Annotated in this window: 26 protein-coding genes and 2 pseudogenes; 16 read left to right on the top strand and 12 right to left on the bottom strand. The window is 45.5% G+C overall.

Annotated elements, in window-relative coordinates; all coding sequences use genetic code 11:
* Positions 1 to 20: 20 nt before the first annotated feature.
* Entirely contained in the window at positions 21 to 440 is a 420-nt protein-coding gene (locus AC2Q9J_RS16690; RefSeq protein ID WP_499041698.1) for a universal stress protein, read from the top strand.
* An 87-nt stretch (positions 441 to 527) separates the two neighbouring features.
* A complete protein-coding gene (locus AC2Q9J_RS16685; RefSeq protein WP_499041696.1) occupies positions 528 to 1,784 on the top strand; it encodes an MFS transporter in 1,257 nt (418 codons plus the stop codon).
* A gap of 63 nt (positions 1,785 to 1,847) precedes the next feature.
* Here the strand turns inward: AC2Q9J_RS16685 and AC2Q9J_RS16680 are convergent, their stop codons facing one another.
* Positions 1,848 to 2,390: a recombinase family protein gene (locus AC2Q9J_RS16680; protein WP_499041694.1), complete on the bottom strand. Its 543-nt coding sequence runs from the start codon at positions 2,388 to 2,390 to the stop codon at positions 1,848 to 1,850.
* Positions 2,391 to 2,565: 175 nt separating this feature from the next.
* Here AC2Q9J_RS16680 and AC2Q9J_RS16675 point away from each other — a divergent pair, with 175 nt between their 5' ends.
* The 3 genes and pseudogenes from AC2Q9J_RS16675 to AC2Q9J_RS16665 all read left to right on the top strand — a co-directional run bounded on the left by AC2Q9J_RS16675 (position 2,566) and on the right by AC2Q9J_RS16665 (position 6,460).
* Positions 2,566 to 4,026: a SulP family inorganic anion transporter gene (locus tag AC2Q9J_RS16675; protein WP_499041692.1), complete on the top strand. Its 1,461-nt coding sequence runs from the start codon at positions 2,566 to 2,568 to the stop codon at positions 4,024 to 4,026.
* 281 nt (positions 4,027 to 4,307) lie between these two features.
* On the top strand, positions 4,308 to 5,000 hold the full coding sequence (locus AC2Q9J_RS16670) for a LuxR C-terminal-related transcriptional regulator (RefSeq protein ID WP_499041691.1): 693 nt from the start codon (positions 4,308 to 4,310) through the stop codon (positions 4,998 to 5,000).
* 132 nt (positions 5,001 to 5,132) lie between these two features.
* A pseudogene (locus AC2Q9J_RS16665) lies at positions 5,133 to 6,460 on the top strand (IS3 family transposase).
* 247 nt (positions 6,461 to 6,707) lie between these two features.
* On the opposite strand, the gene AC2Q9J_RS16660 reads toward AC2Q9J_RS16665, so the two are convergent.
* Positions 6,708 to 6,971 carry a hypothetical protein gene (locus tag AC2Q9J_RS16660; RefSeq protein WP_499041690.1) on the bottom strand — a complete coding sequence of 88 codons (264 nt, stop codon included), beginning with the start codon at positions 6,969 to 6,971 and terminating at the stop codon, positions 6,708 to 6,710.
* 281 nt (positions 6,972 to 7,252) lie between these two features.
* On the opposite strand from AC2Q9J_RS16660, the gene AC2Q9J_RS16655 reads away from it, so the two are divergent.
* Complete coding sequence (locus AC2Q9J_RS16655) at positions 7,253 to 7,717, top strand: DUF5348 domain-containing protein (RefSeq protein WP_499041688.1); 465 nt, start codon at positions 7,253 to 7,255, stop codon at positions 7,715 to 7,717.
* Positions 7,718 to 7,890: 173 nt separating this feature from the next.
* Here the strand turns inward: AC2Q9J_RS16655 and AC2Q9J_RS16650 are convergent, their stop codons facing one another.
* The 7 genes from AC2Q9J_RS16650 to mobQ all read right to left on the bottom strand — a co-directional run bounded on the left by AC2Q9J_RS16650 (position 7,891) and on the right by mobQ (position 15,990).
* The gene (locus AC2Q9J_RS16650) at positions 7,891 to 8,367 is read right to left on the bottom strand and encodes a hypothetical protein (RefSeq protein WP_499041686.1); all 477 of its coding nucleotides are present in this window, start codon (positions 8,365 to 8,367) and stop codon (positions 7,891 to 7,893) included.
* A 217-nt stretch (positions 8,368 to 8,584) separates the two neighbouring features.
* Positions 8,585 to 9,043 carry a JAB domain-containing protein gene (locus AC2Q9J_RS16645; RefSeq protein WP_372868148.1) on the bottom strand — a complete coding sequence of 153 codons (459 nt, stop codon included), beginning with the start codon at positions 9,041 to 9,043 and terminating at the stop codon, positions 8,585 to 8,587.
* A 537-nt stretch (positions 9,044 to 9,580) separates the two neighbouring features.
* Entirely contained in the window at positions 9,581 to 9,904 is a 324-nt protein-coding gene (locus AC2Q9J_RS16640; protein WP_499041683.1) for a hypothetical protein, read from the bottom strand.
* A 151-nt stretch (positions 9,905 to 10,055) separates the two neighbouring features.
* Positions 10,056 to 11,678: an ArdC-like ssDNA-binding domain-containing protein gene (locus tag AC2Q9J_RS16635; protein WP_499041681.1), complete on the bottom strand. Its 1,623-nt coding sequence runs from the start codon at positions 11,676 to 11,678 to the stop codon at positions 10,056 to 10,058.
* Positions 11,668 to 11,892 carry a hypothetical protein gene (locus tag AC2Q9J_RS16630; protein ID WP_112224882.1) on the bottom strand — a complete coding sequence of 75 codons (225 nt, stop codon included), beginning with the start codon at positions 11,890 to 11,892 and terminating at the stop codon, positions 11,668 to 11,670. The genes AC2Q9J_RS16635 and AC2Q9J_RS16630 overlap by 11 nt, the downstream gene beginning before the upstream one ends.
* A gap of 20 nt (positions 11,893 to 11,912) precedes the next feature.
* Positions 11,913 to 13,901, bottom strand: a complete 1,989-nt coding sequence (locus AC2Q9J_RS16625) for a VirD4-like conjugal transfer protein, CD1115 family (RefSeq protein WP_499041679.1) — start codon at positions 13,899 to 13,901, stop codon at positions 11,913 to 11,915.
* A 28-nt stretch (positions 13,902 to 13,929) separates the two neighbouring features.
* Positions 13,930 to 15,990 (bottom strand): MobQ family relaxase, encoded by a 2,061-nt coding sequence (mobQ, locus tag AC2Q9J_RS16620; RefSeq protein ID WP_499041677.1) that lies wholly within the window; start codon positions 15,988 to 15,990, stop codon positions 13,930 to 13,932.
* Between the two features lie 220 nt (positions 15,991 to 16,210).
* On the opposite strand from mobQ, the gene AC2Q9J_RS16615 reads away from it, so the two are divergent.
* A complete protein-coding gene (locus AC2Q9J_RS16615) occupies positions 16,211 to 16,444 on the top strand; it encodes a hypothetical protein (protein ID WP_499041675.1) in 234 nt (77 codons plus the stop codon).
* Complete coding sequence (locus tag AC2Q9J_RS16610; protein ID WP_499041673.1) at positions 16,428 to 16,691, top strand: hypothetical protein; 264 nt, start codon at positions 16,428 to 16,430, stop codon at positions 16,689 to 16,691. The genes AC2Q9J_RS16615 and AC2Q9J_RS16610 overlap by 17 nt, the downstream gene beginning before the upstream one ends.
* A 10-nt stretch (positions 16,692 to 16,701) precedes the next feature.
* Here AC2Q9J_RS16610 and AC2Q9J_RS16605 read toward each other — a convergent pair whose 3' ends face one another.
* Together AC2Q9J_RS16605 and AC2Q9J_RS16600 are read right to left on the bottom strand one after the other, a co-directional pair.
* Complete coding sequence (locus AC2Q9J_RS16605; protein ID WP_499041672.1) at positions 16,702 to 16,878, bottom strand: hypothetical protein; 177 nt, start codon at positions 16,876 to 16,878, stop codon at positions 16,702 to 16,704.
* A gap of 139 nt (positions 16,879 to 17,017) precedes the next feature.
* Positions 17,018 to 17,368, bottom strand: a complete 351-nt coding sequence (locus tag AC2Q9J_RS16600; RefSeq protein WP_499041670.1) for a short-chain dehydrogenase — start codon at positions 17,366 to 17,368, stop codon at positions 17,018 to 17,020.
* 350 nt (positions 17,369 to 17,718) lie between these two features.
* Between AC2Q9J_RS16600 and AC2Q9J_RS16595 the strand changes: the two genes are divergently transcribed.
* From AC2Q9J_RS16595 to AC2Q9J_RS16585, 3 genes are all read left to right on the top strand, one after another.
* Positions 17,719 to 18,573 carry a ParA family protein gene (locus AC2Q9J_RS16595; RefSeq protein ID WP_372868164.1) on the top strand — a complete coding sequence of 285 codons (855 nt, stop codon included), beginning with the start codon at positions 17,719 to 17,721 and terminating at the stop codon, positions 18,571 to 18,573.
* Positions 18,566 to 18,928 (top strand): DUF5388 domain-containing protein, encoded by a 363-nt coding sequence (locus AC2Q9J_RS16590; protein WP_117314271.1) that lies wholly within the window; start codon positions 18,566 to 18,568, stop codon positions 18,926 to 18,928. The genes AC2Q9J_RS16595 and AC2Q9J_RS16590 overlap by 8 nt, the downstream gene beginning before the upstream one ends.
* Before the next feature lie 582 nt (positions 18,929 to 19,510).
* The gene (locus AC2Q9J_RS16585) at positions 19,511 to 21,022 is read left to right on the top strand and encodes a primase C-terminal domain-containing protein (RefSeq protein ID WP_499041668.1); all 1,512 of its coding nucleotides are present in this window, start codon (positions 19,511 to 19,513) and stop codon (positions 21,020 to 21,022) included.
* 139 nt (positions 21,023 to 21,161) lie between these two features.
* Here AC2Q9J_RS16585 and AC2Q9J_RS16580 read toward each other — a convergent pair whose 3' ends face one another.
* Positions 21,162 to 21,467, bottom strand: a complete 306-nt coding sequence (locus tag AC2Q9J_RS16580; RefSeq protein ID WP_372868169.1) for a helix-turn-helix domain-containing protein — start codon at positions 21,465 to 21,467, stop codon at positions 21,162 to 21,164.
* Between the two features lie 288 nt (positions 21,468 to 21,755).
* Here AC2Q9J_RS16580 and AC2Q9J_RS16575 point away from each other — a divergent pair, with 288 nt between their 5' ends.
* From AC2Q9J_RS16575 to AC2Q9J_RS16555, 5 genes and pseudogenes are all read left to right on the top strand, one after another.
* Entirely contained in the window at positions 21,756 to 22,721 is a 966-nt protein-coding gene (locus tag AC2Q9J_RS16575) for a replication initiator protein A (protein ID WP_499041666.1), read from the top strand.
* Positions 22,722 to 22,919: 198 nt separating this feature from the next.
* Positions 22,920 to 23,168, top strand: a complete 249-nt coding sequence (locus AC2Q9J_RS16570) for a hypothetical protein (protein ID WP_499041664.1) — start codon at positions 22,920 to 22,922, stop codon at positions 23,166 to 23,168.
* Positions 23,169 to 23,183: 15 nt separating this feature from the next.
* Entirely contained in the window at positions 23,184 to 24,224 is a 1,041-nt protein-coding gene (locus AC2Q9J_RS16565; RefSeq protein WP_499041662.1) for a TraC-like domain-containing protein, read from the top strand.
* A 12-nt stretch (positions 24,225 to 24,236) separates the two neighbouring features.
* Complete coding sequence (locus AC2Q9J_RS16560) at positions 24,237 to 26,111, top strand: VirB4 family type IV secretion system protein (RefSeq protein ID WP_499041660.1); 1,875 nt, start codon at positions 24,237 to 24,239, stop codon at positions 26,109 to 26,111.
* A pseudogene (locus AC2Q9J_RS16555) lies at positions 26,108 to 26,379 on the top strand (peptidase M23); the annotation flags it as partial. The gene AC2Q9J_RS16560 and the pseudogene AC2Q9J_RS16555, both read left to right, overlap by 4 nt.

Below are 26,379 nucleotides of genomic sequence, written 5' to 3'. Positions count from 1 at the left end.
AGAAGAAGGGATGTTGAAAGATGTATAACGAGATTCTATTGGCAGTGGATGGTTCCGACCATTCCATTCGCGCAGCGAAAGAAGCTGTCAAAGTGGCAGGAGAATCTGCACAGGCAACAATCACCATCGTTTATGTAGCAGATCATGCAAACGCTAAGAATGAAGTACTGCACAGCGGCAGTTCCGCTGAATTGGACTTGCAACGCCGTAAAAAGTTGCAGCCAGTGGAGGAAGCGATTGCAACAGCAAAAATTAAACACCGTGTCGAAATTCTTCACGGTACACCGGGTCCTGCAATCGTGGAATACGCAAATAAAGAGAAATTTGATATTCTTATCATTGGCAGCCGGGGATTGAATTCCTTGCAGGAAATGGTTTTGGGCAGCGTCAGTCACAAGGTAGTGAAACGCGCAAATTGTCCGGTTCTTATCGTAAAGTAAAGAATACCTATAATAACAAGAGGACTCCGCCGGAGTCCTCTTGTTATTTCACGGTAAGTTTAGACTTGGGAGAGGGGAGGATGGAGTATGAACCCAAAACAACCTGTGTCAACTCCGTTCTATTACGGATGGGTGATTGTAGTGATAGCCGGTCTTTCGTATTTCTTTTCGGGACCGGGTCAAACCTTTTCGAATGCTATATTCATTGATTATTACATAGATGAATTCGGCTGGAGCCGATCCACCGTTTCGGGAATCTATTCAGCTGCTACGTTGCTTGCCGGCTTTCTGTTGTTTATGGTGGGCCGACTAATCGATAGCCAGGGCGCACGGAAAATGTCCGTGATCATTTCAATTCTATTGGCGATCGCCTGTCTTTTTAATGGACTCGTGATTAATGTATTCATGCTATTCATTGGGTTCTTTCTCATTCGGCTCTTGGGGCAAGGATCTATGTCTCTTGTCGCTAAATCACTTGTCCCGCAATGGTTTATTAAAAAAAGAGGCCGTGCCTTGAGTCTCGCGGCACTCGGCACAATGGTCGGCTCAGCGGTTTTCCCGTTACTCAATGTCTGGCTGATTGAAATGGTCGGCTGGCGTTTGGCATGGACGATACTCGGCTTGTCGGTGCTGGTGATTTTTACGCCACTGGCTATCTGGCTAATCCGCAATAAACCGGAAGACATCGGATTAAGGCCGGACGGTGAGAATATTCTGACTGAAGAAGAACATCAAAAGTCCTTGTCAGCGGATATCAGTTGGACCGTTAAAGAAGCCCGCAAAACAAAAACGTTCTGGCTCCTCTTATTTTGTGTAGCGATTCCGGCCTTGGTGAATACCGGAATGACTTTTCATCTGGTCTCCATCTTCTCGCAAAAAACACTAGCGCCGGAAACCGCCGCCACTGTGCTGAGTCTGATGGCGGTCATTGGATTCCCTGTAACATTCCTGGCCGGCTACTTACTGGATAAAATTTCGGTGCGATGGATGCTCGTTTTGCTGTTTACTGGTGAAATCGGATTTATCTTGCTGCTGTTGCAAGCTGACGTTCTGTCTCTTGCTATATTATTTGGAGTGGTTTGGGGCTTTATTTCTGGCATTGAACGGGTTACGTTAAGTGTCGTCTGGCCAAACTATTTTGGCAGGCAATATATCGGAAGTATCAATGGTATCGCAATGGCGGTGATGGTAATTGGTTCGGCACTTGGACCATTGCCTTTTGGGCTTTTCTATGATGCTTTCGGCGGCTACGATGAAGTATTGTGGATTCTTTTACTGTTGCCGGCTCTTGGGATACTGGCGGCCGCCCTGGCTACTCCGCCGGTAAAATTTAAACATGAATAAAGAATTTCAATCATAAAAAAGAGAGCGCTTGAGCGCTCTCTTTTTTATATTGCGGATCTGGACTTAGTTTTCCAGGTAGCGATATAACGTCGACTTACTGATTCCAGTCTGTTCTTTAATTTCAGCCAAGCTGAACTGTTTACTCTCATACATCTCAACTGCTTTCTTGACGTTGGCATCCGGCTTTCGCGGACGTCCGGCATACATACCTTTTTCTTTAGCTATTGTGAGTCCGGCCTTTGTTTTGGCACTGATGGAATCACTTTGGAAATCGGCAAGACAGTTTGCGATTTTCTTGAATGAAAAGAGCGCATTTGCCGCAGTATCTATTTCTTCACTGGAGGAGTAAAGAGTGCTTTCTTTTTCCTCAATTAAATCCAGTAACTCCACCAGCTGTCGTGTTGAGTCGGCCAAAACATGAAGCTTCCAGACCACAATACGATCTCCAACCTCTAATCGATCTGAAATTTTTTTCAGTTCTTCTCTTTTTTTAGGAGATGAATGGGTTTCGATATAAACCTCTTCACAGCCGAATTGATCGAAAATCGCTTTTTGTTTTATACAGTCCAAATCCCCGTCGATGGGTCTTGCATAGCCAATAAGCACTTGAAAAACTCCTTACTTTACAAATTGCTTTCAGTATAACATAAACTTTACATCAAAAAGGTCCAAAAAGGTTCCATTAATGGAGAGTCGGTGATACACTATTCTCATTGTGAAAAATAAGGGCCTTTAGAAGACGCAAGGTCTTCAAATTATAAAACAAGAGGAGCAAGGTAACGTGGTTGAGACGATTAAAAACGAGTGGTTTGGAAATATACGGGGAGACGTTCTCGCGGGTATTGTTGTGGCACTTGCATTGATCCCTGAAGCTATTGCCTTTTCGATTATCGCCGGAGTGGATCCGATGGTCGGCCTGTACGCTTCATTTAGTATTGCAGTCATTATAGCATTTGTCGGCGGGCGTCCCGGTATGATTTCCGCAGCCACAGGGGCGATGGCGCTTTTGATGGTTCCGTTGGTACGGGATCATGGAGTGGAATATTTATTGGCGGCCACGATTCTGACAGGAGTAATTCAAATTTTGTTTGGTATCTTCAAAGTAGCAAAAGTTATGAAATTCATCCCCCGTGCTGTTATGATCGGGTTCGTTAACGCACTTGGGATCCTGATTTTCATGGCACAGGTACCGCATTTCATTGGCATCAATACAGTTACGTATGTATTTGTCGCTATCACATTGGCAATCGTTTATATACTACCAAGATTTTTCAAGGCGATTCCAGCACCATTGATTGCATTAGTCGTTCTTACAGCGATCGCCATCTATTCAGGCTTTGAATTGCGGACGGTTGGGGATTTGGGAAATATAAGTCAAACACTTCCGTCTTTCCTATTGCCGAATGTACCGTTTAACTTGGAAACTTTGATGATCATCTTGCCATACTCATTGGCGTTGGCGATTGTCGGGTTATTGGAATCATTGTTGACAGCGAACATCGTTGATGACATGACCGGAACACCGAGTGATAAGAATAAAGAATCACGTGGTCAGGGTATTGCCAACTTTATCACTGGATTTTTCGGTGGTATGGCTGGCTGTGCGATGATCGGACAGTCGATCATCAATGTGAAATCCGGAGGAAGGGGCCGGCTTTCGGCTCTTGTAGCTGGAGCATTTCTGATGTTCCTGATTATTGCGTTGGGCAACGTGGTTATTCAGATTCCGATGCCGGTGCTGGTTGGGATTATGATTATGGTTTCCATTGGCACCTTTGACTGGTCATCATTCAAATACTTGAAAAAAGCGCCGAAAACGGATGCCATTGTCATGGTCGCAACTGTCGCAATCGTTGTTTATACACATGACCTTTCCATTGGGGTTTTAGCTGGCGTGTTGCTGAGTGCAATTTTCTTCGTATCGAAGATTTCAAAGATCAAAGTCCAGAAGCGATTGCTTGATGCTACACACTACCAGGTGGAAGGTCAATTGTTCTTCGCGTCTGTAGAAGATTTCCTTGAAAAGTTCGATTACGATATTGAGGATGAAAAAGTAGTTATTGATTTCACGGATGCCCATATCTGGGATGATTCCGGAGTTGGCGCGGTGGACCGCGTCGTCCTGAAATACAGGGAAAAAGGTAATGCAGTGGAAATTGTCGGCCTGGATACGGGCAGCAAGAAGCTGGTTGACCAGTTGGCGATATTCCAGAGTGATAATGCAAAACTTCCTACACATTAATAAATTTTAAAAATGAACTACCAAAAGGACAGTCCTAGCTATGCTAAGGACTGTCCTTTTGTGTGAAGAAGTAAAACCAGATATTTTTTTACATCCATTCGCATCACCAGAAAAGAAGGACCTGACGAAGAATTTTTTAGAGATAAATAGCAAAGTGTGACCAAGATTTCACGTTCTTAATTAGCGTAAAATAAAATAACGAGAAAGTGGTATCATTAATTTATGAAGATATGAAAATTAAGATAAAAGTTTACGTCAGCTAAAGGAGATACATATAACTCATGAATTTACAGTATGAAACACTCGATATAGTAGTCATCGATTCGCATCCTCTTTTTCGTGAAGGACTCAAGCGAGTCTTGGAAATGGACAAGGATTTACGGATTGTAGCTGAAGGGGAAACGGGGGAACAGATATTACCTCTGTATAAGCAATATCAACCGGATGCCGTCCTGATCGAGGCGAATCAGGGGCATAAAGAAGGGATAGCATCTTTGCAGGAACTTCTTAATCATTTCCCTTTTGCAAAAGTGCTTCTTTTTACGGTGGTTGATGACTTTTCCTACGTTTCGCAAGCCCTCAACGGTGGAGCTTCTGGTTATTTATTAAAGGAAATGGATGCAGATAAGATTAGCAGCGCGATCAAAACGGTTGTCGAAGGCGGATTTTATCTCCATCCAAAGATCACAAAAGACTTTTTGATAGCGTTTAATAAGCTGGCTGGAAAAGACAATCATGGAATGTTCCTGCAAACAGCAGTCCAACGTCCGTATCACTTGCTTACTGCGAGAGAATGCGAGGTATTGCAGCTATTGGCAGATGGTCACAGCAATCTTTCATTAGGCGAAGCGTTGGAAATCAGCGAAAAGACCGTAAAGAATCATGTTTCTTCCATTTTACGAAAGATGGAATTGCAGGACCGGACACAGGCTGTTGTAGTTGCGATAAAGAATGGCTGGGTCGAGCTTAATTAACAGATAAGAACGAGAGGAATGAACTGAACCCCAAATGGTAGACACTTTAAAAAAAGTGACCCCATTTGGGGTTTTTTCTGTTTTCAGACCCCGGTATACTAAATTTAGCTAACTTGGACGGGAGAAGATCACATGAGTAAAATTATATTCAACGAACACCAACAACGGGTCTTGGAGGCGAATCCGAATGTCGCTTCCGTATCCGATCGGGCGATTCAGTACACGCCGGAATTCAAAATCCATGCCGTGAAAGAGAACTTAGCGGGCAAAGGCCCTGCCCAAATCTTTAGTGAAAGTGGTTTTGATTTAACGGTTATCGGTTCCAAAAAAGCGACGTCTTCCTTGAACCGTTGGCGGACGACGTTTAGAACCTATGGAGAAGAAGGCTTCTTTGAAGAGCGTCGTGGAAAAGGCAGTACCGGCCGCCCTTCCACCAAAGATCTCTCGGCGGAGAAGAAGCTGGAGAAAGCGGAAGCACGCATCAAATACCTGGAAGCGGAAAATGAGCTGCTAAAAAAGCTCGAGGAGCTCGAGAGGCAGGCGAAGAAACGCAGCTGACCCCAGCGGAAAAATTCGAAGCGATCAACACAGTGGTCCGGGAATTCCAACTGAAGAATTTGGTGGAAACCCTTTGCCGCACAGCGAGGGTCAGCCGGAGTGGCTATTACGCCTGGCTGGAGAAAACGGAACAGCACGCCATTCGCGAAGAACAGGACTACCAGGACTACTAGTTGCTCAAAAGCATCTACGATGCGCATCGGGGGAAAATCGGATATCGTACCTTTTATATGGTACTCACTGAACTGTTGGAAACGCCGATGAACCACAAGAAAATCCTGCGTCTCATGCGCAAATTCAATCTCTTTGCCAAAATCCGGCGAGCGAATCCCTATAAGCAAATCGCCAAAGCCACACAAGAACACACCGTCTGTCCGAACTTGTTAAACCGCGAGTTTGAACAAGATGAACCCGGCAAGGTATTCGTCACTGATATCACGTATCTGCCCAACCGTTCGGGGCAAATGGCGTATCTGTCCGCTATAAAAGATGTCGCCACCCGTGAAATCGTCGCCTATGAAGTCACGACGACGCTTACAATGGAAATTGTTTACCGTACGTTGAAGAAATTGAAGGAAGCGTTGGATGGCAATGTTCACCCGGAAGCGATGATTCATTCCGATCAAGGCTTCCACTATACCCATCCCGAATACCAACAACGTGTGAAGGAACTGAAATTGACCCAATCCATGTCCCGCCGGGGCAATTGCCTCGACAACGCCCCCATCGAATCCTTTTTTGGTCACTTTAAAGATGATGTCGATTTTAAACAAGCAACCAGCTTGGGTGAAATGAAAGGGCTGGTAGATGAGTACATGGAGTATTACAACGGAACGCGCAAGCAATGGAATCTAAAAAAGATGACTCCGGCACAATACCGAAGTCATCTAATCGCAGCTTAGCTGCAGGGTACCTTTTTTACAAACTGTCCATTAAATGGGGCGCAGTTCAGAAGCCAAAACAGCTTCTTCTCTTTTTAAATTCTTCTTTGAAACAAAAAATTTCTCAAAAGCACAACACTCCTTCAGATAAAAGGGTATAATAAGAACAAGCGTTCTTATTTATGGGGAGGAAGTAGTGATGGAAGAAAAAAGAAGTAATAGTCTAGAAAATGAGAGAAGGCACACGCAGTGGGACGGACTGTTCGTATCACAGCATGCATGGGATGCTGATAATCACTCGGAAAGTGACCCGCAGCCGATGCTCAGTGCCGATGAAAAACAAGCCATCTGGGATATGCTGATCGTTGCCCATGACCGTAAATGTACCGTCTTCATTCAATCCTGGGAAGACCGTCATTTCAAATTCCATCGGTGCACAATTCGAAAAGTAGATGATACCCAGCGTATGGTCACCTACGATGATCCCTTTGGCGAATGGCAGCTTGCGATTGATACGATTACTTCTATCCATATGCTGGACTGATTCACCCGGTTTCTGGAGTTGGCAGCTGCAGCTGCTGAAAGTCCACTTCCGGCATTTTGTTTTTAAAAAATAAGTGAGGCTTTACCTGCTTTGAAAATGATGGAGAAGACCTGGAAGTCTGTTCCTGAAACGAGTATAGTGAAAGTAGATTGAGTTATCTGTCAAAAATGCGGGAGGCAGTTTTTCGCCTTCAGCAGAAAATCATCCTCAGGATATGATGGTCTAAGAACTTGAATGGCTATACGAAAATGTATAAGGGAGCTGATGTTTTGAGTTATTTTTCAAAAAGCAGTACAGCAATTTCATTGGAGGATACACAGAATGAGTTTGGCAAACTGAAAAGAAAAATTCAGGATCTGCTTTACCGGTTAGGGGATGATGGGGAAAACATTGCCTCCAGTCGGGACTTGGACGAAAGATTTTTAATTGGGCAATACCGTGGGCTGACCGAAAAGCTGGACGATATCCACCGGAAACTGGAATACCTGTCCAAAGACGTCATCTCAGAAGGGCCGATTTTCCATAATTCCGCTGGCCGCTATGAAATGCTGAACGGGGATTACTTTACAAGCGGGAGTAGAATCGAACTTCTGGTGGAGGATGACGACGAGGATGAAGATGACAGAGTGTACTGGATTCAGACGACCATCGAACACAACGGAGACGACTATTATGCAGTGGCTTTAGGCCGGGAGACGTCCATCAATGGCATGACGGCACGCCTGAGAAGGTGACTGCTGAACGGATTGAACACGTTGAATGATAACCATTCCAGTCATACATACGAACAAATGGCGATTGCTTAACATAAGCGAGACTGCTGAAACACTCATTAGGGATAAGAAAGTTTCAGTAACATTGCAATCCGCGTTAAGAAAGTAATAGGTAAGAGAAGAGACAGACCCCCTTAGGTGTCTGTCTTTTGATTTGCTGCAATATAACGTTCAGCTTCTTCTTTTAGCCAATAGGGATGGCCGCTGATCACTAGCGTTTCTTTTGGCAATTTTCCTCTTTTTCGTTGCATGTGGATTTTTTTTGAATCCATGTTAAAGCCATGAGTGTTCATCAGTTCGGCAAACGCTGTTTGATTTAAGAGATCTGTAGAATCCTTAATCATTAAGGGTTTTTGTTTTTTAGTCAGGTACGTATCCTCGTAAAAATAGGTTTGGAGTTGTTCAAGTGCGAACGGAATCCATTCTGGGTCCACTTCTCTAAACAATTGATTGAGATCGAAGGCTTCATTAAATTCGAAAAATCGGGCAAGGCCGACCATCGCCTTTTCATGTTGCGTTAATTTGGATGCGTCTGTTATTTTTTCATTTTCAAAAATATAATCTTCAAGATTTGGGAAGTTGTCAAAAAGATTAGCAGTAGCTTTTTTCATCTTGTTCCCTCCTGTTGTTGAATCATTCAACATTATTTTCTTTACTATAACAAGTTTTGTTGAATGATTCAACAAACTACCTTTTCTGCTGTAAAGGCTGTTTGGCCACCCGGAAGATGACTTCTTCCGGGTGGTCGCGTTTTTTAGAAAATGTCTGCACTCGTTAAAAATGCATTTTTTACAAAAAATAAAAGGGGGGAATTTCCCCCTTCTGGTCTTATATAATTCCTTTTTCCCTCAAGGAAACCCCGTCTTTGTGGCTGACAATGAGGGAATCGAGCAATTCAATGCCGATGATGGCGCCGGCTTCCTCAAGGCGTTTCGTAACGGCTATGTCTTCGGGTGAGTGCTGACAATCTCCGGATGGATGGTTATGGGCGACGATGATGCTTGCGGAATTGTTCAGGATGGCTGATTTGAACACTTCTCTCGGATGGACAATACTGGCGTTTATACTGCCGGTATGGCAACGGTGAACGGCTGTAATTTCATTTTTTGTGTTCAGGCAAAGGACTAAAAAGATTTCCCGGTCTTCATCACCAATGAGTGCTTTCGCAAAATTAATGGCATCGGAAGCAGAATGAATCCGGTTCGGCATCATGTTCCGGTACGTTTCCTCGACTTCTTTGATTTCCATTTTGATTCGGGTCACTTCGATAAGGGTTTCAAGTTTCATTTTTATCGCTCTCCTTTTGTTTTGGTCCGCCGGGCGGTAAATGTCCCAAAAGGGATTATTTTTTGCCTTTTGGTGAGTAGGACGGACCCATCCCATAGCCGACCAGTCAAGGGTTCCAGCGTAAAAAGTTTTTCAGCGCAGCAAGATCTGAAAAAGTTTTTCGCCCCTTGACTGATGTTTTGCTCTTCAGTCGGCTCCTGTCTTGGCCTAAAACAGTGGTAGGGCGTAAGCCAAGGAATCTGCCGCTGTTTCAGGCTTAGACAGGCTGGGAATGGGTACGCTCCGGTGGCCAAAAGCAAAAAATATAAAAATGGCAGCCAGTTGGCTGCCTTCTGCTTGTCTGTTTCAGGGTTTTCCGGCTCGTTCCCTAGTAAAGAAAAGAACAGGAATCTAGAGGCTGTAAACAAAGTTGTACAGCCCCTGATTATCGGTCTTTTTAGAGGGAAGCGACACGCTAGGAATCCTGGCAAAGCGTCGTGTGCTTTGTTAGGAGAACGCGTGCCATCCGGCATCGAATGGGGTTTCTCTATTAAACGTTTACCATTTTGCGTACATTTTACTGCGTTGTCTTGTGGGCCGGGTTTTGTTGAGGTAATTGGTTCTCACCAATTTATGTAAGGGATCCATGGGTCTGCTTTGGATGACTTGGGTAACAACCTTCGCATCGATCGGCAATAATTTTTCCTGTGCACGTTCCGCATTCAATTGGTCCGTGACTTTCTGAATGCTTCCGGTGAAGGCGTACAGCTGAATAATCTGTTCCTGCAGGCTTCCAGCTTGATAAGTTTCAGCTAAAAACACGTATTCCTGTAAAAATTCAATTTCCTCTTTTGCCTTGCTGACGGTCGGTAAACGTTTCATGCGAGTCTCCATTCCACCAATATATGGCTTTTTTTCTAAGTATAGATGAACTGAGTCAAAAGTAGTATAAAAAGTTTTTAATATTCTTTCAAATAAACAAAAAAACAAGAAACGAAGCGTTTGCCCTTCGTTTCTTGCTACTTTCGGTCATTTATCGTTCCAATTCGTTCTCTTTGTCTTTGGTTTTTTCGGCTGCTTGCAGCTGCTTGAAGGCCGACGCCACTTCTTTCGTCTGGGAATGATTCGGATTCATTCCTTCAATGTGCTGCTGCAAGTCGTCTTTCGACTGGATCCGCGGATTTTTCACCAATTGCCAGCCGATCGTCACGCCGTGCTGGGTTTCCGCTTTTAAGTTCTTCTGTTTGAGCATGGAGCCGAGGCGTTCGTTCAAGTGCTTGTTGTTCAGCTTTTGCAGGTGCTGCGTGTCTTTGTGCTGCGTCCGGCTCAGGAATCGGTCGGTATTTAAGGACTGGGCAAGTGCGGTTTTTTGGATGAATTGCTCTCCTTCCGCCTTTTTCGTGAAAGTGCGCTGCGTACTTTCGCCGCCTTCTAGCGTCACGGCGTATTTTCCATCCTCGATTTTCGTCACTTTCAGGAAATCTTCGACTTTCCGGTATTCCTTGACGAGTTCGCCTTTGTTTTCCAGTACATGCAAGACGTTATAGCGTTCATCGATCTCCTGCAGGGGAACAATCCGGTTCGTGTTGGTCCGCAAGTAAAACTGATCATCCCGTTCGTTCTGTTCCACGGTCGCATAAATGACGAGTCCGTTTTTCGCATCCAGTAGCTGCAGGGTCGGCCGTTCTTCGAGAGAGATCGCATATTTGTTTTCCAGCGTGTTCTTCGTCATTTCCACATCGACGGTCTGATAGAAGTCCTGTATTTTCTCGCTCTGCAGGGAGTTGAGCTGCTCAATGGTTTCCCGAGAGACAGTCTGTACTTCCTGAATGGCTTGTTTGGCCAAATTCAAATCCTGTGCCCACGTGGCAATGTAGCCGGTGGACGAAAGGTCCGTATCAAACCCGTAATACTGAGACACGATATACGCCGTGCATTCGGCCTGTGCTTCGCGGTGGCCTCTTGGCAGGTCTTTCAAGTCGTTTTCCCGGTGGTGCAGCTGGCTGTGGGCATATTCATGAATCAAGACACGGAATTTCTGTTCCGCAGTGATGGAAACAGCCGTATTGATGACAATGTCATCCGTCTGCCGGTTGTAGTAACCGCCGTATGTTTCCATGTGATGGGCTTCTTCCTGGATGTTCAGGGAAATCTGATCATTCTGGTTGATCCGGTCAATAAACCGGTCATACAGTTCCGTCAGTGACTCCGATGACTGCAGGTCCTTTTGGATGAAATCGCGGACATTCGGAATCTCTTTGCCGTTGGTCTGCGAGACATCAAACACTTTCCCGACCATGAATCCGGTGATGCTCTGTTTGACTTCAGACTCCGGGTCGCCGTTCTTGTCGCGCAGCACTTCGCCGGTCTGTTCATTGATTTTCTGCACTTCCACCTTCTTAAAGGATGGAACGAGAATGTCGATGCTCTTTTCCCCTTTGTTGACATGGCGTCCAAGCGTCTGCCATTGCTTGAAACCGCGCACCATCGTGGCTTCCGGCTTTTGGGCGGCAATCATCAGGACGTTATTGAAGGAATACTGATGGCCGCTTGCCATGACATCGAGCATGTCCTGGAACCGGTCATTGTTGAACAGCTCTTCGAGGTTCTTCTCGAGCCGCGTGTTGATTTCTGTCAGGTCCAGTTTAGTCGACATAGTCAATCACATCCTTTCTGATGTACCAAGCCTCGTACAGGGGTTCCATTTGTCCGGGGATCCGGACGGGGGTGTAACAGGTGATGGCGTAGTCCTGGATATCTTCTTCAAGATCCAGCACACCTTCATACGTGAGCGCCTCAAATGGCACGGGATCATAGAAACTCAAGATCCGCTTATCACTTGCGATGATGTCGCTGATGGTCACAAGCATCCGTGTTCCTCCCTTTCTGCTTATAAAAGCGTCCGTAGATCGATTTCTTCTTTTTCTTTCAAGCGCTCGTCAATCGTTGGTTCATTTTCAGGCGCGGACTCGGAATCCGGATGGTCTTCCAGTTCCTCTTCCTCGTAACCCAGATCGAACAGATCCGATTGATTGATTTCTTCTTCAATCACGCGCGTGGTGCTTCCACCGGAAGCCAGTGCTACCGGTTCTTCAGGTGGTACTGCCGGTTCGTTTTCAGCAGCTGGCCACTGGACAGCCGGTTTTGGTTCCATTTTCGGTTCAGGATGCTCTGCCTGGTACTTCTCCACGTAATCCCCGAACAGTTCCGACTGCCACGCTTTTTGCAGCTTCATCGGATAGAGCCCGCTGACAAACAGGTAACAGTCCTCCCGGGAAATGCTCGACAGGTCGCCCTCCGGAATCAGGGAGCGTTTGACGTATTGTTCCGACTGGCTTTGGCTGGCACTGGATTTCCCGCTTAGGAAACCGCCGCTTTGGCTCGATGAGCCGGTCTGCACTTTGGCGGTTGTTTCACCGGCAAGCTGGGAGAAGTACTTGATGGTTTCCATGTCCTTGCTGCGAAGGAACAGCAGCGTATCGTGGTTGGAGAGGATGGAACGGGCCATTTCCTTGCCGTAGATGGATTCGATTTGGCCATTGTCCTGCACAATCGTATTCATGGACAACCCAAGACCCCGGCACGTGGCCAACACCCGGCCGTATTTTTCGATTTTGCCGATATTCGCGAATTCATCGAGTAAAAAGATGGTGGGAATCTTCAGCTTGCCTTTGTTTTCATCGGCCATCTTGTAGAACTGGGCAATCAATTGGTCAAAGAAGACCGACGTGAGCGCGGTGAACGGGTTCTCGTCCATCGGCAGCTTCACGTACAGCACACTTTTCTGTTCCTGGAACTCCCGGAAGTTGAAATCGCTCGTCCGGGTCATGTCGCTGATTTTCTTCAAGGTGAAAATGCTGACTTGTGAAGCGAAGGAAGAGGTCACACTGGCGCGCGTATTGCCGCCGAGCGTCGTCAATCCTTTTAGCAGCTGGTAAGCCGGATGGCCGGTTCCGAGCTCTTCATCCACCCATTCCCGGAAACTGTCTTCATCCGGCGCCACTTTTTCATTGAAGGCATCCAGCACATCCTGCATGCTGGCGTTCGGAATTTCGGTTTTGCAGTAGACGATGAGTCCAGCGAGCATCTTCTGTGCCCGTTCCATGAAGAAGTCCTCTTTGCCGTCTTTGGTGGAGTTTTTCGCAATCGTGACGGACACGCTTTGCGCGTCCTGATCATCCAGGACGTAATCCAGTAAGTTGTAGCCGTCCTGTTTGAAGTTGATGAAATCAATCTGATAGACCCGATAGCCCTGTTCGCGCTTGATGGCTGCGGTCTGGTCAAACAGCTCACCCTTCGGGTCGGTGACGATCAAAGTTTCTTCCTTATTGTTTAACAGGTTCGGGATGACGTAGGATTGCCCTTTCCCACTCCCGCTGGAACCGACGATGTAGACATTGCGGTTGTCGATTTTTGTCGAACGCGGAATGATGAGCGCCTGTTTTTTATCCGGTACCCGGCCGACGATCAAGCCGTTTTCCAGTGAAGCTAGCGTCCTTTCCGGGTTGCCCTTGTGGTATTTGTTCTGTTTGGAGAAGTGCTTGCCGTCAATCACTTCAGCCGGCTGGGTAAAACGGGCCGAGCCATGAACGCCGAAATCATGGGCATCTTCGTATTTGTGTTCAAACAAGTTCATTTTGGAGAGAAACCAACCGAAGAAGACAATGGACAGAATCGCCACCAACAGCTGCGATTGCTGGTCGGCATCGTTCAATAGGAAACTGATGGTGCCGCTGACATCCAGCAGCAAGCCGTTCAACGATTCCTTTTCGGCAATAAACCGGAGCACACCGGTAATCGTATAGCCGACGACGATGGACAGCAGGAACGTGACGCCGATTTTCACGCCAGCACCTTTTCGTAACGTTTTTTTCGCCATAATGCTCACGCCTTTCATTCTTTTTCACTTACATGTCAATTTCGAGTCCCAGGTAACGCCGCATACGCGTATTCCGGCCTTTCCGGTTCATCTTGGCGGTTTGCTGCGGCTCTTTCTTATAGTTGTTCGGATGCGCCGCTTGCCGCATCAATTGATCGAGCAATTCGGAACTTGCGCGGCCGTTCGGGAACTGGACGAGCGCCTGTTGCTTGTGGTCCAGTCCTTGATAGAACCGGCTGTTTTGCTGGTTTTTGTATTGCTCCAAGGCCACACTGCGTTTGTCCTGTTCGGTTTGTGCCTGCTTCAGGCATTCGTTCAGCGCCGGAGCTTTGTGGTGCTTCGCTTTTTCCGTGTAATGCTTCAAGAGATCCGTTTTCATTTCCAGCGGTAGCGCCCGTACCTGCTGCAGCAATTTCTCTTTCGCTTCCGGGAACGTCTCACGGATCAGTTCATTCAATTGCTTGTCCAGGTGCGCGGCTTTTTCCTGGTAACGGCCGATCAATTGCTGGGCGGTGTTGAGTTTGATGGACGTTTCGTAAATGCCATCCAAGTCTTTTCCACCCTGCAGCAGCTTCTCTTTTTCAGTTCCCAGTTTATTGCGCATCAGCGACTGAATCCGGATTTGTTCGCTTGCTTTTACGGCATGATCCACAGCCTTTTGCAGCTCATGCAGCTGCAGGTGCGCGTCCATTTCTTCCGATCGTGGAACGAGTTCCCACTGCTCGTTCCGGATGGATTCCAAGACAGTTGCTTTAAAGTCGGCGGTCCGGTCATTTGTTTGGAACCGGTCTTCGATTTCCGGATAAAGTTCCTGGAATGCGTTATGAACAATCAGGCTTTGCACCCGGTAAGCGCGTTCCGCATGGGTCGTGACGGTTTCATTGGTTTTCGCCGATTTAGCCCTTTCCTGTTCCAGTTTATCCAACAGATCCAATCGCTCGCCGAAGAGTGACGGGAATGCCTGCAGCGAGAATCCTTGTGCTTTTAACGCTTGTGTATCGCGTTTGCCATTCGCTTGATGGGATGCCGTCAAGATGGCATGGGTCACAGCCGCTTCGGTCTGTTTGGGTTCAAGCGTTCGCTCTTCCCAGCGGTAAAGCCCTTCCAGTTGTTTGTGCACGTTTTGGAAGGTCGGTGTTTCTTTCAGGCGCCCTTCCATGAACCGCAGGCTTTTCTGGTAATCGGCGTCCAGCTGACCCGTGACTTCGACGGTATGCCGGTGCAGAACGGCTTGGACATCCAGCGGTTTCTGCTTGTTCGACAGGAAGGCGATTTGCTGGTTCAGCTGTTTGATTTCGGCGTTTGTTTTGCGGATTTCCTGATTCAATTGGTGGTAGAACGTCTTCGCTTCCAGGCCCTTTTCTTCCATGCGTTTGACGTATTGGTATTCGTTCCGGTCGAGCCGAACTTCCGCAATCTGGTCCAGTCCCTGTTCTTCAAATGAGAGCGCGGAAACTTCCTTATGGATGCCATGTTCCTTGAAGGATTGATTGATGGCTTCTGCGTAATTCATGCGCCACTTCACGAGGGTTTCGCGTTCGTTCCAGTCCGTGGAAGGAACGGTCTGAAACACTTTTTTTCCATCATCTGTCCGGAGAATGTCCCCTTTTTCATCGTACTCATACTGACGCATTTTCTTCTGTCCCCAGCTGCCATCTTCATTGAACGGTCGAACCGTCAGCAAAATATGCGCATGGGGATTATGTAGTTTGTCGCGGTGAATTGAGACGTCCGCCACCATCCCCTCGTCCACGAATTCTTCCTGGACGAACGACTGGACCAGCTCGTGCTGCTGCTCATCAGAAAGCTCAACTGGAAGTGCAATCAATACCTCACGGGCCAGCTGCGCATTCCACGCTTTCTCCACTTTCTCGACTTCGTTCCATAACTTTTCGCGGTCGAGTGTCCAGTCGGGTGCATGATCCGGCTTCAGGAGAAAAGAGACCGGAGCCACTTCACGCGGTTTGAAGCTTTTCATTTCCTCGTCGCGTTCGGAATACAGGTCTTCCCCACTCCGGTAACTGGCACTGGCCACGGCTGATTGAGATTTTTTGCTGATGATGTTGGCTTGCAGACGAAAGTAGCTCACGTTCTCTCACCTCTTTTTTTACAGGCTCTTTTATCTTAAAACATCCGAAGGCGACAAAGAAAGGCCGAAGGCGCTTTCCCCAGTCACCACGAAGTGGTGTATAACTGGGCACTCTCCCTTTGGGTTCGGATTTATTGTAGCACAAATTTTCCCTTTTCTCTAGAATTTATTAATATATATGTTAATATATTTAAATATAAGATAATAAGGAGTGAAGATCATGGCAAACAATATTGAAAAGATCACGAGCATCGAAGAGCAAATCGCCAAACTGAAAGAGAAGCAAAAAATGATCGAACAGCAAATGCACAAGAACATCGGCCAGGAAGTGCTCAAGGCTTGGAAGGTAGAATCGGAACAGGAAGCCATTGAATGGATTCAAAAGCTCGCGGTTCAAGTAAACCGAAAAGAAGACGGGAATGAAACGTGGGAACCCCATGAGCAGCAGTCGTGATCATTTAGATCAGACCAAGGAACTGAAACAGCGCATTACAGAGTTGAAAAGAAAAAAGAACCGGCTTCAAAATGAAGCCAAGCGGAGAGCCAGTTGGGAACAGCGAAAAGCGCGGACCAAGCGACTAATCGAGACCGGCGCGCTGGCCGAAAAGTATTTCGGACTGGAAAAGTTGTCCGTGGCCGAACGGGAGAAAGTCTTCCAGACTTTCTCGGCATTTGTAAAAGGGAATATGAAAAAGGGCTGAGAAGTAGTTCTCAGCCCTTTTGGTTTGGATGATCCTGTTCAGCAAGCGGAATGAGCTTCCACTCTTCTGTCGTGTGCAGCGTTAAAAAATCAAGTTGGTTTTGCGCTTCCTCTTTCGTGTGAAAAACAGTTTCCTGTTCTTCATCACTTAGAACTACACCATTTGTTGATCGAATAAGATATGGCATTTCTTAGCCTCCATCCACTTGTAATTCATATGTACAAAATAACTTTTAAGTTTATTGGCTATATAAAAGTTAAACTGCAAAAATGCATTGAAAATCTTTCATACGATATGAGATAACCGTTTAAATTGAATGAGAGATTTCAAATTCCATAATGTATCATATACTTCTTTTCTTTTATGGCCTCTTGAATTTTTAAAACCAATTTATTAAGTTCATCCGAGTTTTTTAGATGCTCTGATGAAGTAACTACATCATAAAAAAATAACAGCGAATCAGGTGGGATGATTGTAACTCCATAGTAAGCTAATCCCATCTCTGGACGATTCAACGAATGAAAATAGGTTTTCATGCCAAATAGCTTTTTATCTAAAATACTGACGAGTTCATCTTCAACTGCAATGCAATTATATTTCTCTGGATTATATTCATCATCAAAATCTATTTGGTTATTAAGATTTTCGATTATCCCAAAATCGTGCACTGAAGGCATAATAATCCCCTTTCACATTTAAGTAAAAGCTTAAGGTAATAAATATTCATGTAGCATGAATTAAAAGCATACTTTTATATAAAGAAATCATTAGTCCACTCCTTCTTAACGATAATTTTAACGTACTTAATCCGCAAATTTGCATTCAATAAAGATAAAAATAAAAAACCGTCTACATGTAGACTAATCTACATGTAGACGGTTTGAGAAAATATAAACAAATTCTCTATATTGCATTGTATCTATAGTTTAAGAATGTTAGATTTAAATTATCAGTTTTATTTTATTGTCTACAAATCTACAAGCTGTTATAACATTAGTTACCAGTTTCAAAATAAGGAGGGAAAAGAATGAGTGAATCTTGCACAGTAGTTACGTTTGGTAATTTTAAAGGCGGTACCGGAAAAACCACAAATAGCACGATGATTGCTTATTGTTTGGCTAATATGGGTTATAAAGTGTTATTGAGTGACCAGGATCCCCAAGCAAATGCAACGAGTCTGTATTTAAGAACAAAAACCCATCTAGAGGATGAAATCACGAGCTTTGAAAAGACGCTGATGTCTGCAATCCAAAGTGAAGATTTAAGTACAATTGTTACTCCAATCAAAGAAAATTTATATTTACTCCCTAGTTTCAGTGATTTTGCTTTGTACCCAAAATTTTTGGAGAAGAAGTTTCCATCAGAAGTGGATCGCGTTCAATTCTTTTCTTCTTTGATGGAACCGTTGAAAAAAGACTTTGACTTTATTTTTATCGATGTTCCCCCTACCTTCTCAATCATTACGGATTCGGCGTTATACGCATCTCAATATGTGGTTGTTGTTTTACAGACCCAAGAACGGAGTTTGCAGGGTGCGGAAGCATTTACGAAATATCTTCAAACCTTGATTGACGACTATGATGCTGATTTAGATATTTTAGGTATATTGCCAGTTTTGTTAAAAAATCAGGCAGCCGTGGATACCTTAACCTTAGAAAATGCCAGAGAAATGTTCGGTGAACATAATTTGTTTAAAGGTATCGTAAAGAACATGGAGCGATTAAAGCGATTTGACATGACTGGCATTACCGAAGACGATATGCATGATCGTAATGTGATTTCGAATTACACGGACGTAGCCAATGAATTTTTGGAAAGATTAAAAGCAGTCACAGATCCTGCTGATTTCCCTATTCCACGGGAGGCGAATATAGATGTCTGATTTACTTAGAAAAAAACCGAAAAAGATTGAAAGAAGCCCAACGGTTACACCGAAAACGACTTTTTCGGTGAATGACCTTCCACAACAACCGGTAAAACAAGAAAAAGAAGAAGTTGTAGAGAAAAAATTTTCTCCAGCTAAACCAGCCGTTGCAGAAAAAACGACGACTGTCCGGGTAAGTGTAGCAATGAAAAACAAACTCAATGCCTTAGTTACGATGGGAATCGCTGATACCGTTGACCAGCTCACCGATGTATTGATTGATGAATATGTCACGAATATTCTCTCCAAGGATGAAAAGAAACAATTGGAGATAATTCTGGATCTTTATAAAAGTAGATTGAATAACAAGTAGAGAGAAAAACATCTTTTCTCTCTCTTTTTTTTATTTACGAAAGAAATGAAAATATCGTCTACAAATCTATTTGTAGATTTGTAGACCAGTCTATTTGTAGATTTGTAGATTCAATTTATTTTTCAAAATTCAAAAAGTAGATTTGTAGATAGGTCTACAAGTAGATTTGTAGATTGAAAAACCATCTAAAATATTTTTTGTAGATTTGTAGATTAATATACAAGTAGATTTGTAGATTTCAATTTATTTATTTGCTTATAAACTTGATTGCAATAGGAACAAGCCGAATTGTAATAATCTACAAATCTACAAATCTACAAGTAGATTTGTAGATAAGAAAAATGTTAAAACTAAAAATAATCTACAAGTAGATAGGTCTACAAATAGATTAGTAGATTTGTAGACGCATTTACAAATAGATTAGTAGATTAATCTACAAGTAGATTTGTAGATTTGTAGATAAATCTACAACATTACAAAACCCTTGAAAACCCTATTGTATAAGGGTTTTCGCTCTTCTATAATTTGGAACTAACGAAGCAATCGCTTTTTAGTTGAGGATTAGAGAGGAGACAGGGGACCATGAAAGATATTTATAAAATCATTGATACAGTACTCCATGAAGGATTGAATACATATAAAAAGATTGGGACCTCTGCCTCTTTGCCAAGACTTGTGGAGCATCAAAAGAGAGCATCTAAGCATAAAAAAGGTGCCATCTGTGTGACACGTTCCAAGGAAGATCTAGCGACACCGTTCGGTGTCAAAGGATATGTGATTACCTCAAAGGAAACCCTCTTGGAGGATTGTCTTGAACTTTCTCACTGGAATCCTAATGTACTGAACTACTTGAGGTATTCGGACAAAACCAGGCGGTTCGTCAAGGGACATGAAGAAAGCAACCTGCAGCAAATCAATACCTTTGTGGTAGATATCGACACAAAAAAACAGCCGTATACGGAAATCCTGACGGCTGCGCTCGATCACAGTATCGGCATCCCGACACTGGTCTTGGAGACACCGAAAGGCTTTCAAGTCTATTTTGTACTTGAGAAACCTCTCTTTATCAGTAACCAAAACGACTTCCGCGGACTGAAAGTGGCCAAACGCATCTCAGAGAACATCAAACGCAGCCTCGCCGGAGTTTTGCAGGGAGTCGATATCTCCTGCAATGACTTCGGTTTTTTCCGGATCCCAAATGAAGACAACGTGCGCTGGTTCTCTGAAGAGATGGTCTACGACTTCGGCAGCTTGATTGCGTGGTCCAAACGCCAGGACGACGACCGGGGCCGAGGGCTTTTTGTGCTGCCTTCCCAACAAGAAGCGCTGGATCCGACACAGTCCGAATGGTTCCAGGAACTCTTGGCCACGCGTCACGTAAAAGGGGGCGAAGGACAGATCGGCCGGGACAACCTGATGTTCACACTGGCCTTGGCGTGCTACAGCGCCGGGAAAGGGCAGGACGAAACGCTCGATCTCCTGGATGAATACAACTCGTTTCTGGCTTCGCCTATACGGCACAGCGAAGTGCGGAAAATCGTCAAGAGCGCCTATAAAGGCCGGTTCAAGGGCGCGCATCAGGAATATATCCAGCACCTGTTGGAAGCATGGGGCACCGGCAAGGAAATCACCATCCACAATCCGCTGGGCGGCTGGTACAAGCATAAAAAAGACCGGGAAGACCGCGTCCGCAGTCATTACAGCGAATGGGAAGAAGATGTGCTCGTCTATATCGAAAAAGCCGCGAGCATCGATCAGCCCATCAAATGGTCCACGCAGACCGCTTTGTGCAAAGCGATCGGGATTCCTCGCAGCACGTTCAACGAAGTCATCCGGAAATCCAAGCATATCTTGGTCAAACGAAAAGGAAAAGGCCGGGCAGCGCAGACAGGATTAACTTCCATTGCGATGCTTCTTCAGTGTGCCCTCAGTTACCAGCAGCAACACCGCACGGTGTACATCGAAGCAATCCGGCTCTTTGCAACTGAGCCAGCCAATCACCTCGTTCTGCGAGAACTGGACTACCAAGTAGAACGCCTTGTGGGAATCCCTGATGCTGCCACTATAAATGGTAAAAATTTCAATTCCAGTTAATTGTCCAGTCTGCCAATACATATCTGTATACGGGGTTCGTTTTTCTCCTGGTTATCGGTTGTGTATCCATCAATCTCTTTTATCTTGTTTTGGGGAACAAAAAAAGCACCTTTTCAGTGAAAAGATACTTGGCAGGGGATTATTCGGTTTCATCGGTTTTGTAAGGACCGAAGCGTTCATACATTTTATTGAGCTGCTGCGTTTGGAAGTCGTCTTTGAAAGCGCGCAGAAAGACTTCCGACGGATTGATTTGAAGGGCATTCGAATAATGGACGATCCAGCCGAGTGACACGTTCTGTTTTCCCCGTTCGATATTGGAAATCGTGGGTCCGGCCAGATCGCTGATGGCTTCGATGTCTTTTAAGGTCATTTTCTTTTCAAGGCGTATGGATTTCAAGGCTCCACCGATTTTTTCATAGATATTGGGTTCATAATGGGAGGTCATAGCTCGAATCCTTTCAGATAGCCGTGTCTGTTTTAAGATTTTCATGTTATACTGATTCCAATAATTTAATATATATATTAAAAAATCTCTACAAACCCTGTTATTGGTAGTTTGGCGACCGTCAATAACAGAGTTTCCGCGTAGAGAAATTTCAAAGGAATCGTTCTTATCCTGATTATAGCATAATCGAGGTCTTTTTGAATAGAAGCTGAGGAAATCGGCTTTTAAAGAACGCGCCTTTGGAATTTCTCTTCCGTTCGATCAGAGAATTCTTGGAAGGGGCGTTTTATGATGAGCAGAAAATACAATGTACAGGAAGAGGCCGCCGAGCGATTTTACCGGTTACCGAAAGTGTTCTTTACGAATGAGCAGTACAAAAAACTGAGCAATGATGCGAAAATCGCGTTTGCGATCCTGCAGGACCGGCTGGAACTGTCCATTCGCAATCGGTGGTTTGATACCGATGGGAATATCTATTTTCTATACGGCAATCAGGAGCTTGGGGATATTCTGAACTGCAGCAAGCCCACCGTCATCAAGATCAAAAAGGAACTGCACAAAGCAGACTTGCTGGAGGAGAAACGGATGGGGCTTTCCCAGTCGAACCGGCTTTATCTACTGAAACCGATTGCTGACATTTCGGATGTGGAAGAGTTGAAGCAACTGAAAACAGACGCTGAAACCCTTGTGCCCCAACAGAAGTTAAAATCTTTTACTTCAAGAAGTCAAAATTCTTTACCTCAAGAAGTTAAAAATTTTAACACTAATGATACTGAATTTAGCGATACTGATTTAAGTGAAACTGAAAAGAGTATCAATCTATCCCAAAATGAATCGGATCTTCCAAGTGTGTTGGTGGAAGTGCTTGAAAAAAATCAAAAGCGATTGATGGATGACGAAATAAAGGTTATAGATATTTTTAACCACTACAAAGCCCATCAAGGAATATTGACGGATTATCAGTATGCAGATGCCTTGCAGTACTCATTGGAACGGACACCGGGGCGCATCATCAGCATCACGGCCCGGCTGACAAAAGCAGTAGAAGACAAACGAAAATGGCTCAATCAGCAAAACACCCGTGAACCTGAACCGGTTCGAAAAGAAATCATCCCGGAGTGGCTGCGTGAACAGCGACAAGCCGAACAACAGCAGCAACAAGCAAAACAACAAGAAGTGAGTTCAACCCTGAACGATCTGGAAGCCGAAAAACAACGATTACTCGAACGCCTGCAAAAGCGGAAGTCACAATGACTTCCGCTTTTTATTATAATATAGATTAAAAAATATTGAGTTCCAACTATTTGAAATCAAGATAAATGCAGTAGGAGTTTAGTAATGACCCGTCTTTATTACGTATATCAGGCATTTTTAAAAAAGGAAAAAAGAACCACTGGAAATTGTCGGTTTTGACTTGCCAGAAATAAGGCAAAGATAGTAAGGTGGAGTCAAATGAATCCAAAAGGGGGTGGAAACGTGTTTGATCGCATCAGTGTTTTTCTTAATACCTTATTCAGTGACATGCAAACGACCTTCATCACCATTTTCATGATTGGCTTGTTGATCTGCGCGATTGGCGTATGGGCAGGGGACGAACAATCGTCACCGAAATTCAAGAACGGCCTGAAGCTGTGTGTGCTCGGCGTGGTGTTGTTCCTATTGGCCAAACCGGTCATCGATTACATTCAGACGAATCTGTAAGACAGAAAGTGTGTGATGGCGATGCGTTCGGATTCTTACATGGAGCGCCAGGAGCGCTTGCGTGAACGCGGGAAGGTGGAACTTCCCCTTAATATCGATACGAAAAAGTACTTGTACGGCAATATCTCGTTTCAGGATGTCTTCATTGTGCTGCCGTTCCTGCTGCTGGGGGCAGCTCTCTCCTATGTCCTGTTCAAAGCCGGGCACTTGAATCAGCAAATCCTGCTGGTGACATTCGTGCCGGCCATGATTGTCACGGTGTTTCAGTTGAACAAGCACCCGATCCGGAAGAATTTGTCGCTTCTGCAGTACAAGGTCATCTGGAAGCTGCAGGCGAAGCACCGGAAAAAGAGTTTTCATTACGCGAAAGGGGCACTGCCAATGAGCCGGAAACAAGGCGATACCCGGACCGAACTCGGACTGGCCAATATTGCGAACGGCTGTCTGGAATCATCCGACCGGAAACTGATCAAGGTGCTGGAAATCTCCTCGGTCAATCTGTCGCTCATGAACGAACTGGCCAAAGAGAATGTGTTGTCGGCCTATCAGTCGTTCATCAACGACACGGGCGAGAAGCAGATCCAGCTCATGCAGGTCGCGCAGCCCATCAACCTGACGAATTACCTCATGTGGTTCAACGAAGAGGTGGACCAGAACACCTCTTACGCCAAACGGGTCCTGAAACAGGGCTATTCCAACCAGATCGAGCGGATCCAGAAATCGAAGAACATGGTGACGCGGAAACGCTACCTGGTGATTTCAAAGCCGATGACGGATTCCGCGAAAGATTACATGAAGCTGGAAACCACAGCGAATATCCTGAAAGCGAAGCTCGAACAGATGCTGTCGGGATATGAAAAGCTGGATGTGAACATTTTGGAGAACGATGAACTGCTGAAATTCTATTACGCCTGCATCGATTTCGACAATGCGCAGGCGCAGGGCGAGAACATCGTCCAGAAGACCAATTCCAAACTGGATGTGGTGGTCGGCAAGAACACGGCCAAAGCGCTGGTGGATCAGTACAAGACCTTACTGAATGACCGATTTGAATAAGGAGGTGGCGAGATGCAGTGGGTGACCAATCTGTTTCGCTCCAAACCGAAAGAAGAGACGACATTCGAAGAAACGATCAGCGGCATGAACGAAACGTTGCTGACGGCGATTGCGCCGGATAACCTGACGGAATACGATTCGGCCGTGCGGATCGGCTCCAACTATACCCGGACGCTTCTCATTGTCGATTACGATCCGATTCAGGACCAGAACAAGATTCAGCAAGTGACGGAGATTCCGGAAAACGTCTCGATTGTCAATTACCTGCAGGAATACAACATGGGCGAGGTGCGGACGCAGCTCGTCAAAAGCATCAAGCAGAACCGGATGAAGATGAACACCCGGTTCGCCGATGAACAGACCATCATCGAATCCGAAGGGCAGATTGAAAGTGCTTCGGAGATGCTGCGGAACCTGTCCTACCGGAACGACAAGATTTATTTGTTCCATACGTTGATCCATCTGGTGGCGAGTTCGATGGACGAACTGGACCAGCTGACGACCACCGTCAAAAGCAAGTTCTCAAAAATCGGCATCATCCACAACCCCACCGACCGGGCCGTCGATGCGTTCCGGTCGTTTCTGCCCCTTAACCAGAACAAGGTAGAGGAACTGACGTACAAAATGACCAACTCCGAAGCGATTTCGTATTTCTTTCCGTTTCACGAAAACGAAATGTTCTCGCAGACCGGCTTGATCAAGGGGCGCAACATGACCACCGGCAACGTGGTCATCGTCGACGACACGACGCTCTTGAACCGGCACGAATTTGTCATCGGGATTTCCGGAATCGGCAAATCGACGTACCTGTTTGCCAACATGACGAACAAGCACATGCTCGGCCGGAAAATCATCACGGTGGATCCGAAGGGCGAATTCGGCCGGAACTACAAAGACCTTGGCGGCGCATGGGTCAAGTTCCAGCTGAAAGGCGGAAACCGGATCAATCCGATGGACCTGCCGAAAATCAGCGAGAAGATCCAGCTGGAGGAAAAAGAGCTCGGCAATATTTTGCTCACAAAAATCTCGAACCTGCTGGTCATGTTCAAGCTGATGTACAACTCAATGAATGAGCTGCAGGAAGACATACTCAGCCGCTACATCCAAAAAGTGTACGAAGAAAAAGGGATTGACGAAACCACGGATGTCAACCGGCTGACCGCGGACGATTATCCGGTGCTGGAGGATTTGTACAAACTGATCGAACGCGACAAACAGGCTGATCCGCCGTTGTATGAGCGTATTCGCGATTTTCACACCACACTAGAAACGTATGTCTACGGCATCTATTCCGAGCTCTTTAACGGGGCGACAAACGTCAATATTGATAACGACTTGATTTGTTACGACCTGAAAGAGATGAGCAATAACGAAAAGATTCAGCGGATCCTTTTCTACAACATTCTTTCGCACACGACCTACGAAATCATGAGTGGGGACCGGGAACCGAGCGAAATCTTCATTGATGAGGCACACGTCATTGCCGATCCGAAAGTGCCGAAAGCGATGGAGTTCATTTATTTCATGATGAAAGTGCTGCGCTCGTTCAACTGCGGCATCACGACGGCTTCCCAGTCCGTAGAAGATTTCCTGTCGGCCCGGGACGAAAACCGGAATTACGGAAAAGCGATCATTACCCAATCGGTGCAGCGTTTGTATTTGCCGATGAGCGAAGAAGAGCTGAAGTACCTGGAAGAAGAACTCGGCAATTCGTTCTCGAAAGAGGAACGGTCCACGCTGATCTTGAAAGACGGCAAGAAAAAGGAACAGGCCGGCAAGGGCATCTTCTACACCGGTTCCAAGAAAATTAAACTGGAAGTGCAGCTGAACGAAGTGACGGAGAAGCTGTGGTTTGAACAGAAGAGCATCAACGATATTACGATTTGAAAAGGGATGAGGGCATGAATCCGAAAGAAACGGTCAAAACCATAGGATCCATACTGCTGACAAAAGTCCTCTTCAGTCCGCTGGGACTGGTGGTGGTCGGCATCGTCCTTCTGTTGATTGTCCTGCCCGTTTTCATGTCGATGGCCAGTAAAGGCGAGAACTTCAATCTGGAAGACCCCGACAGCAATCTGAGCGCTCTCTCCGGCTCTGTGGGCGGCGCGTATTGTGCGCCGGACGGCGAAATGAACGAAGCCCTTTGGAACGAACA

Source organism: Planococcus sp. RAB007_Raresut (assembly GCF_057369535.1).
This window is presented reverse-complemented; position numbering and strand designations above follow the sequence as displayed.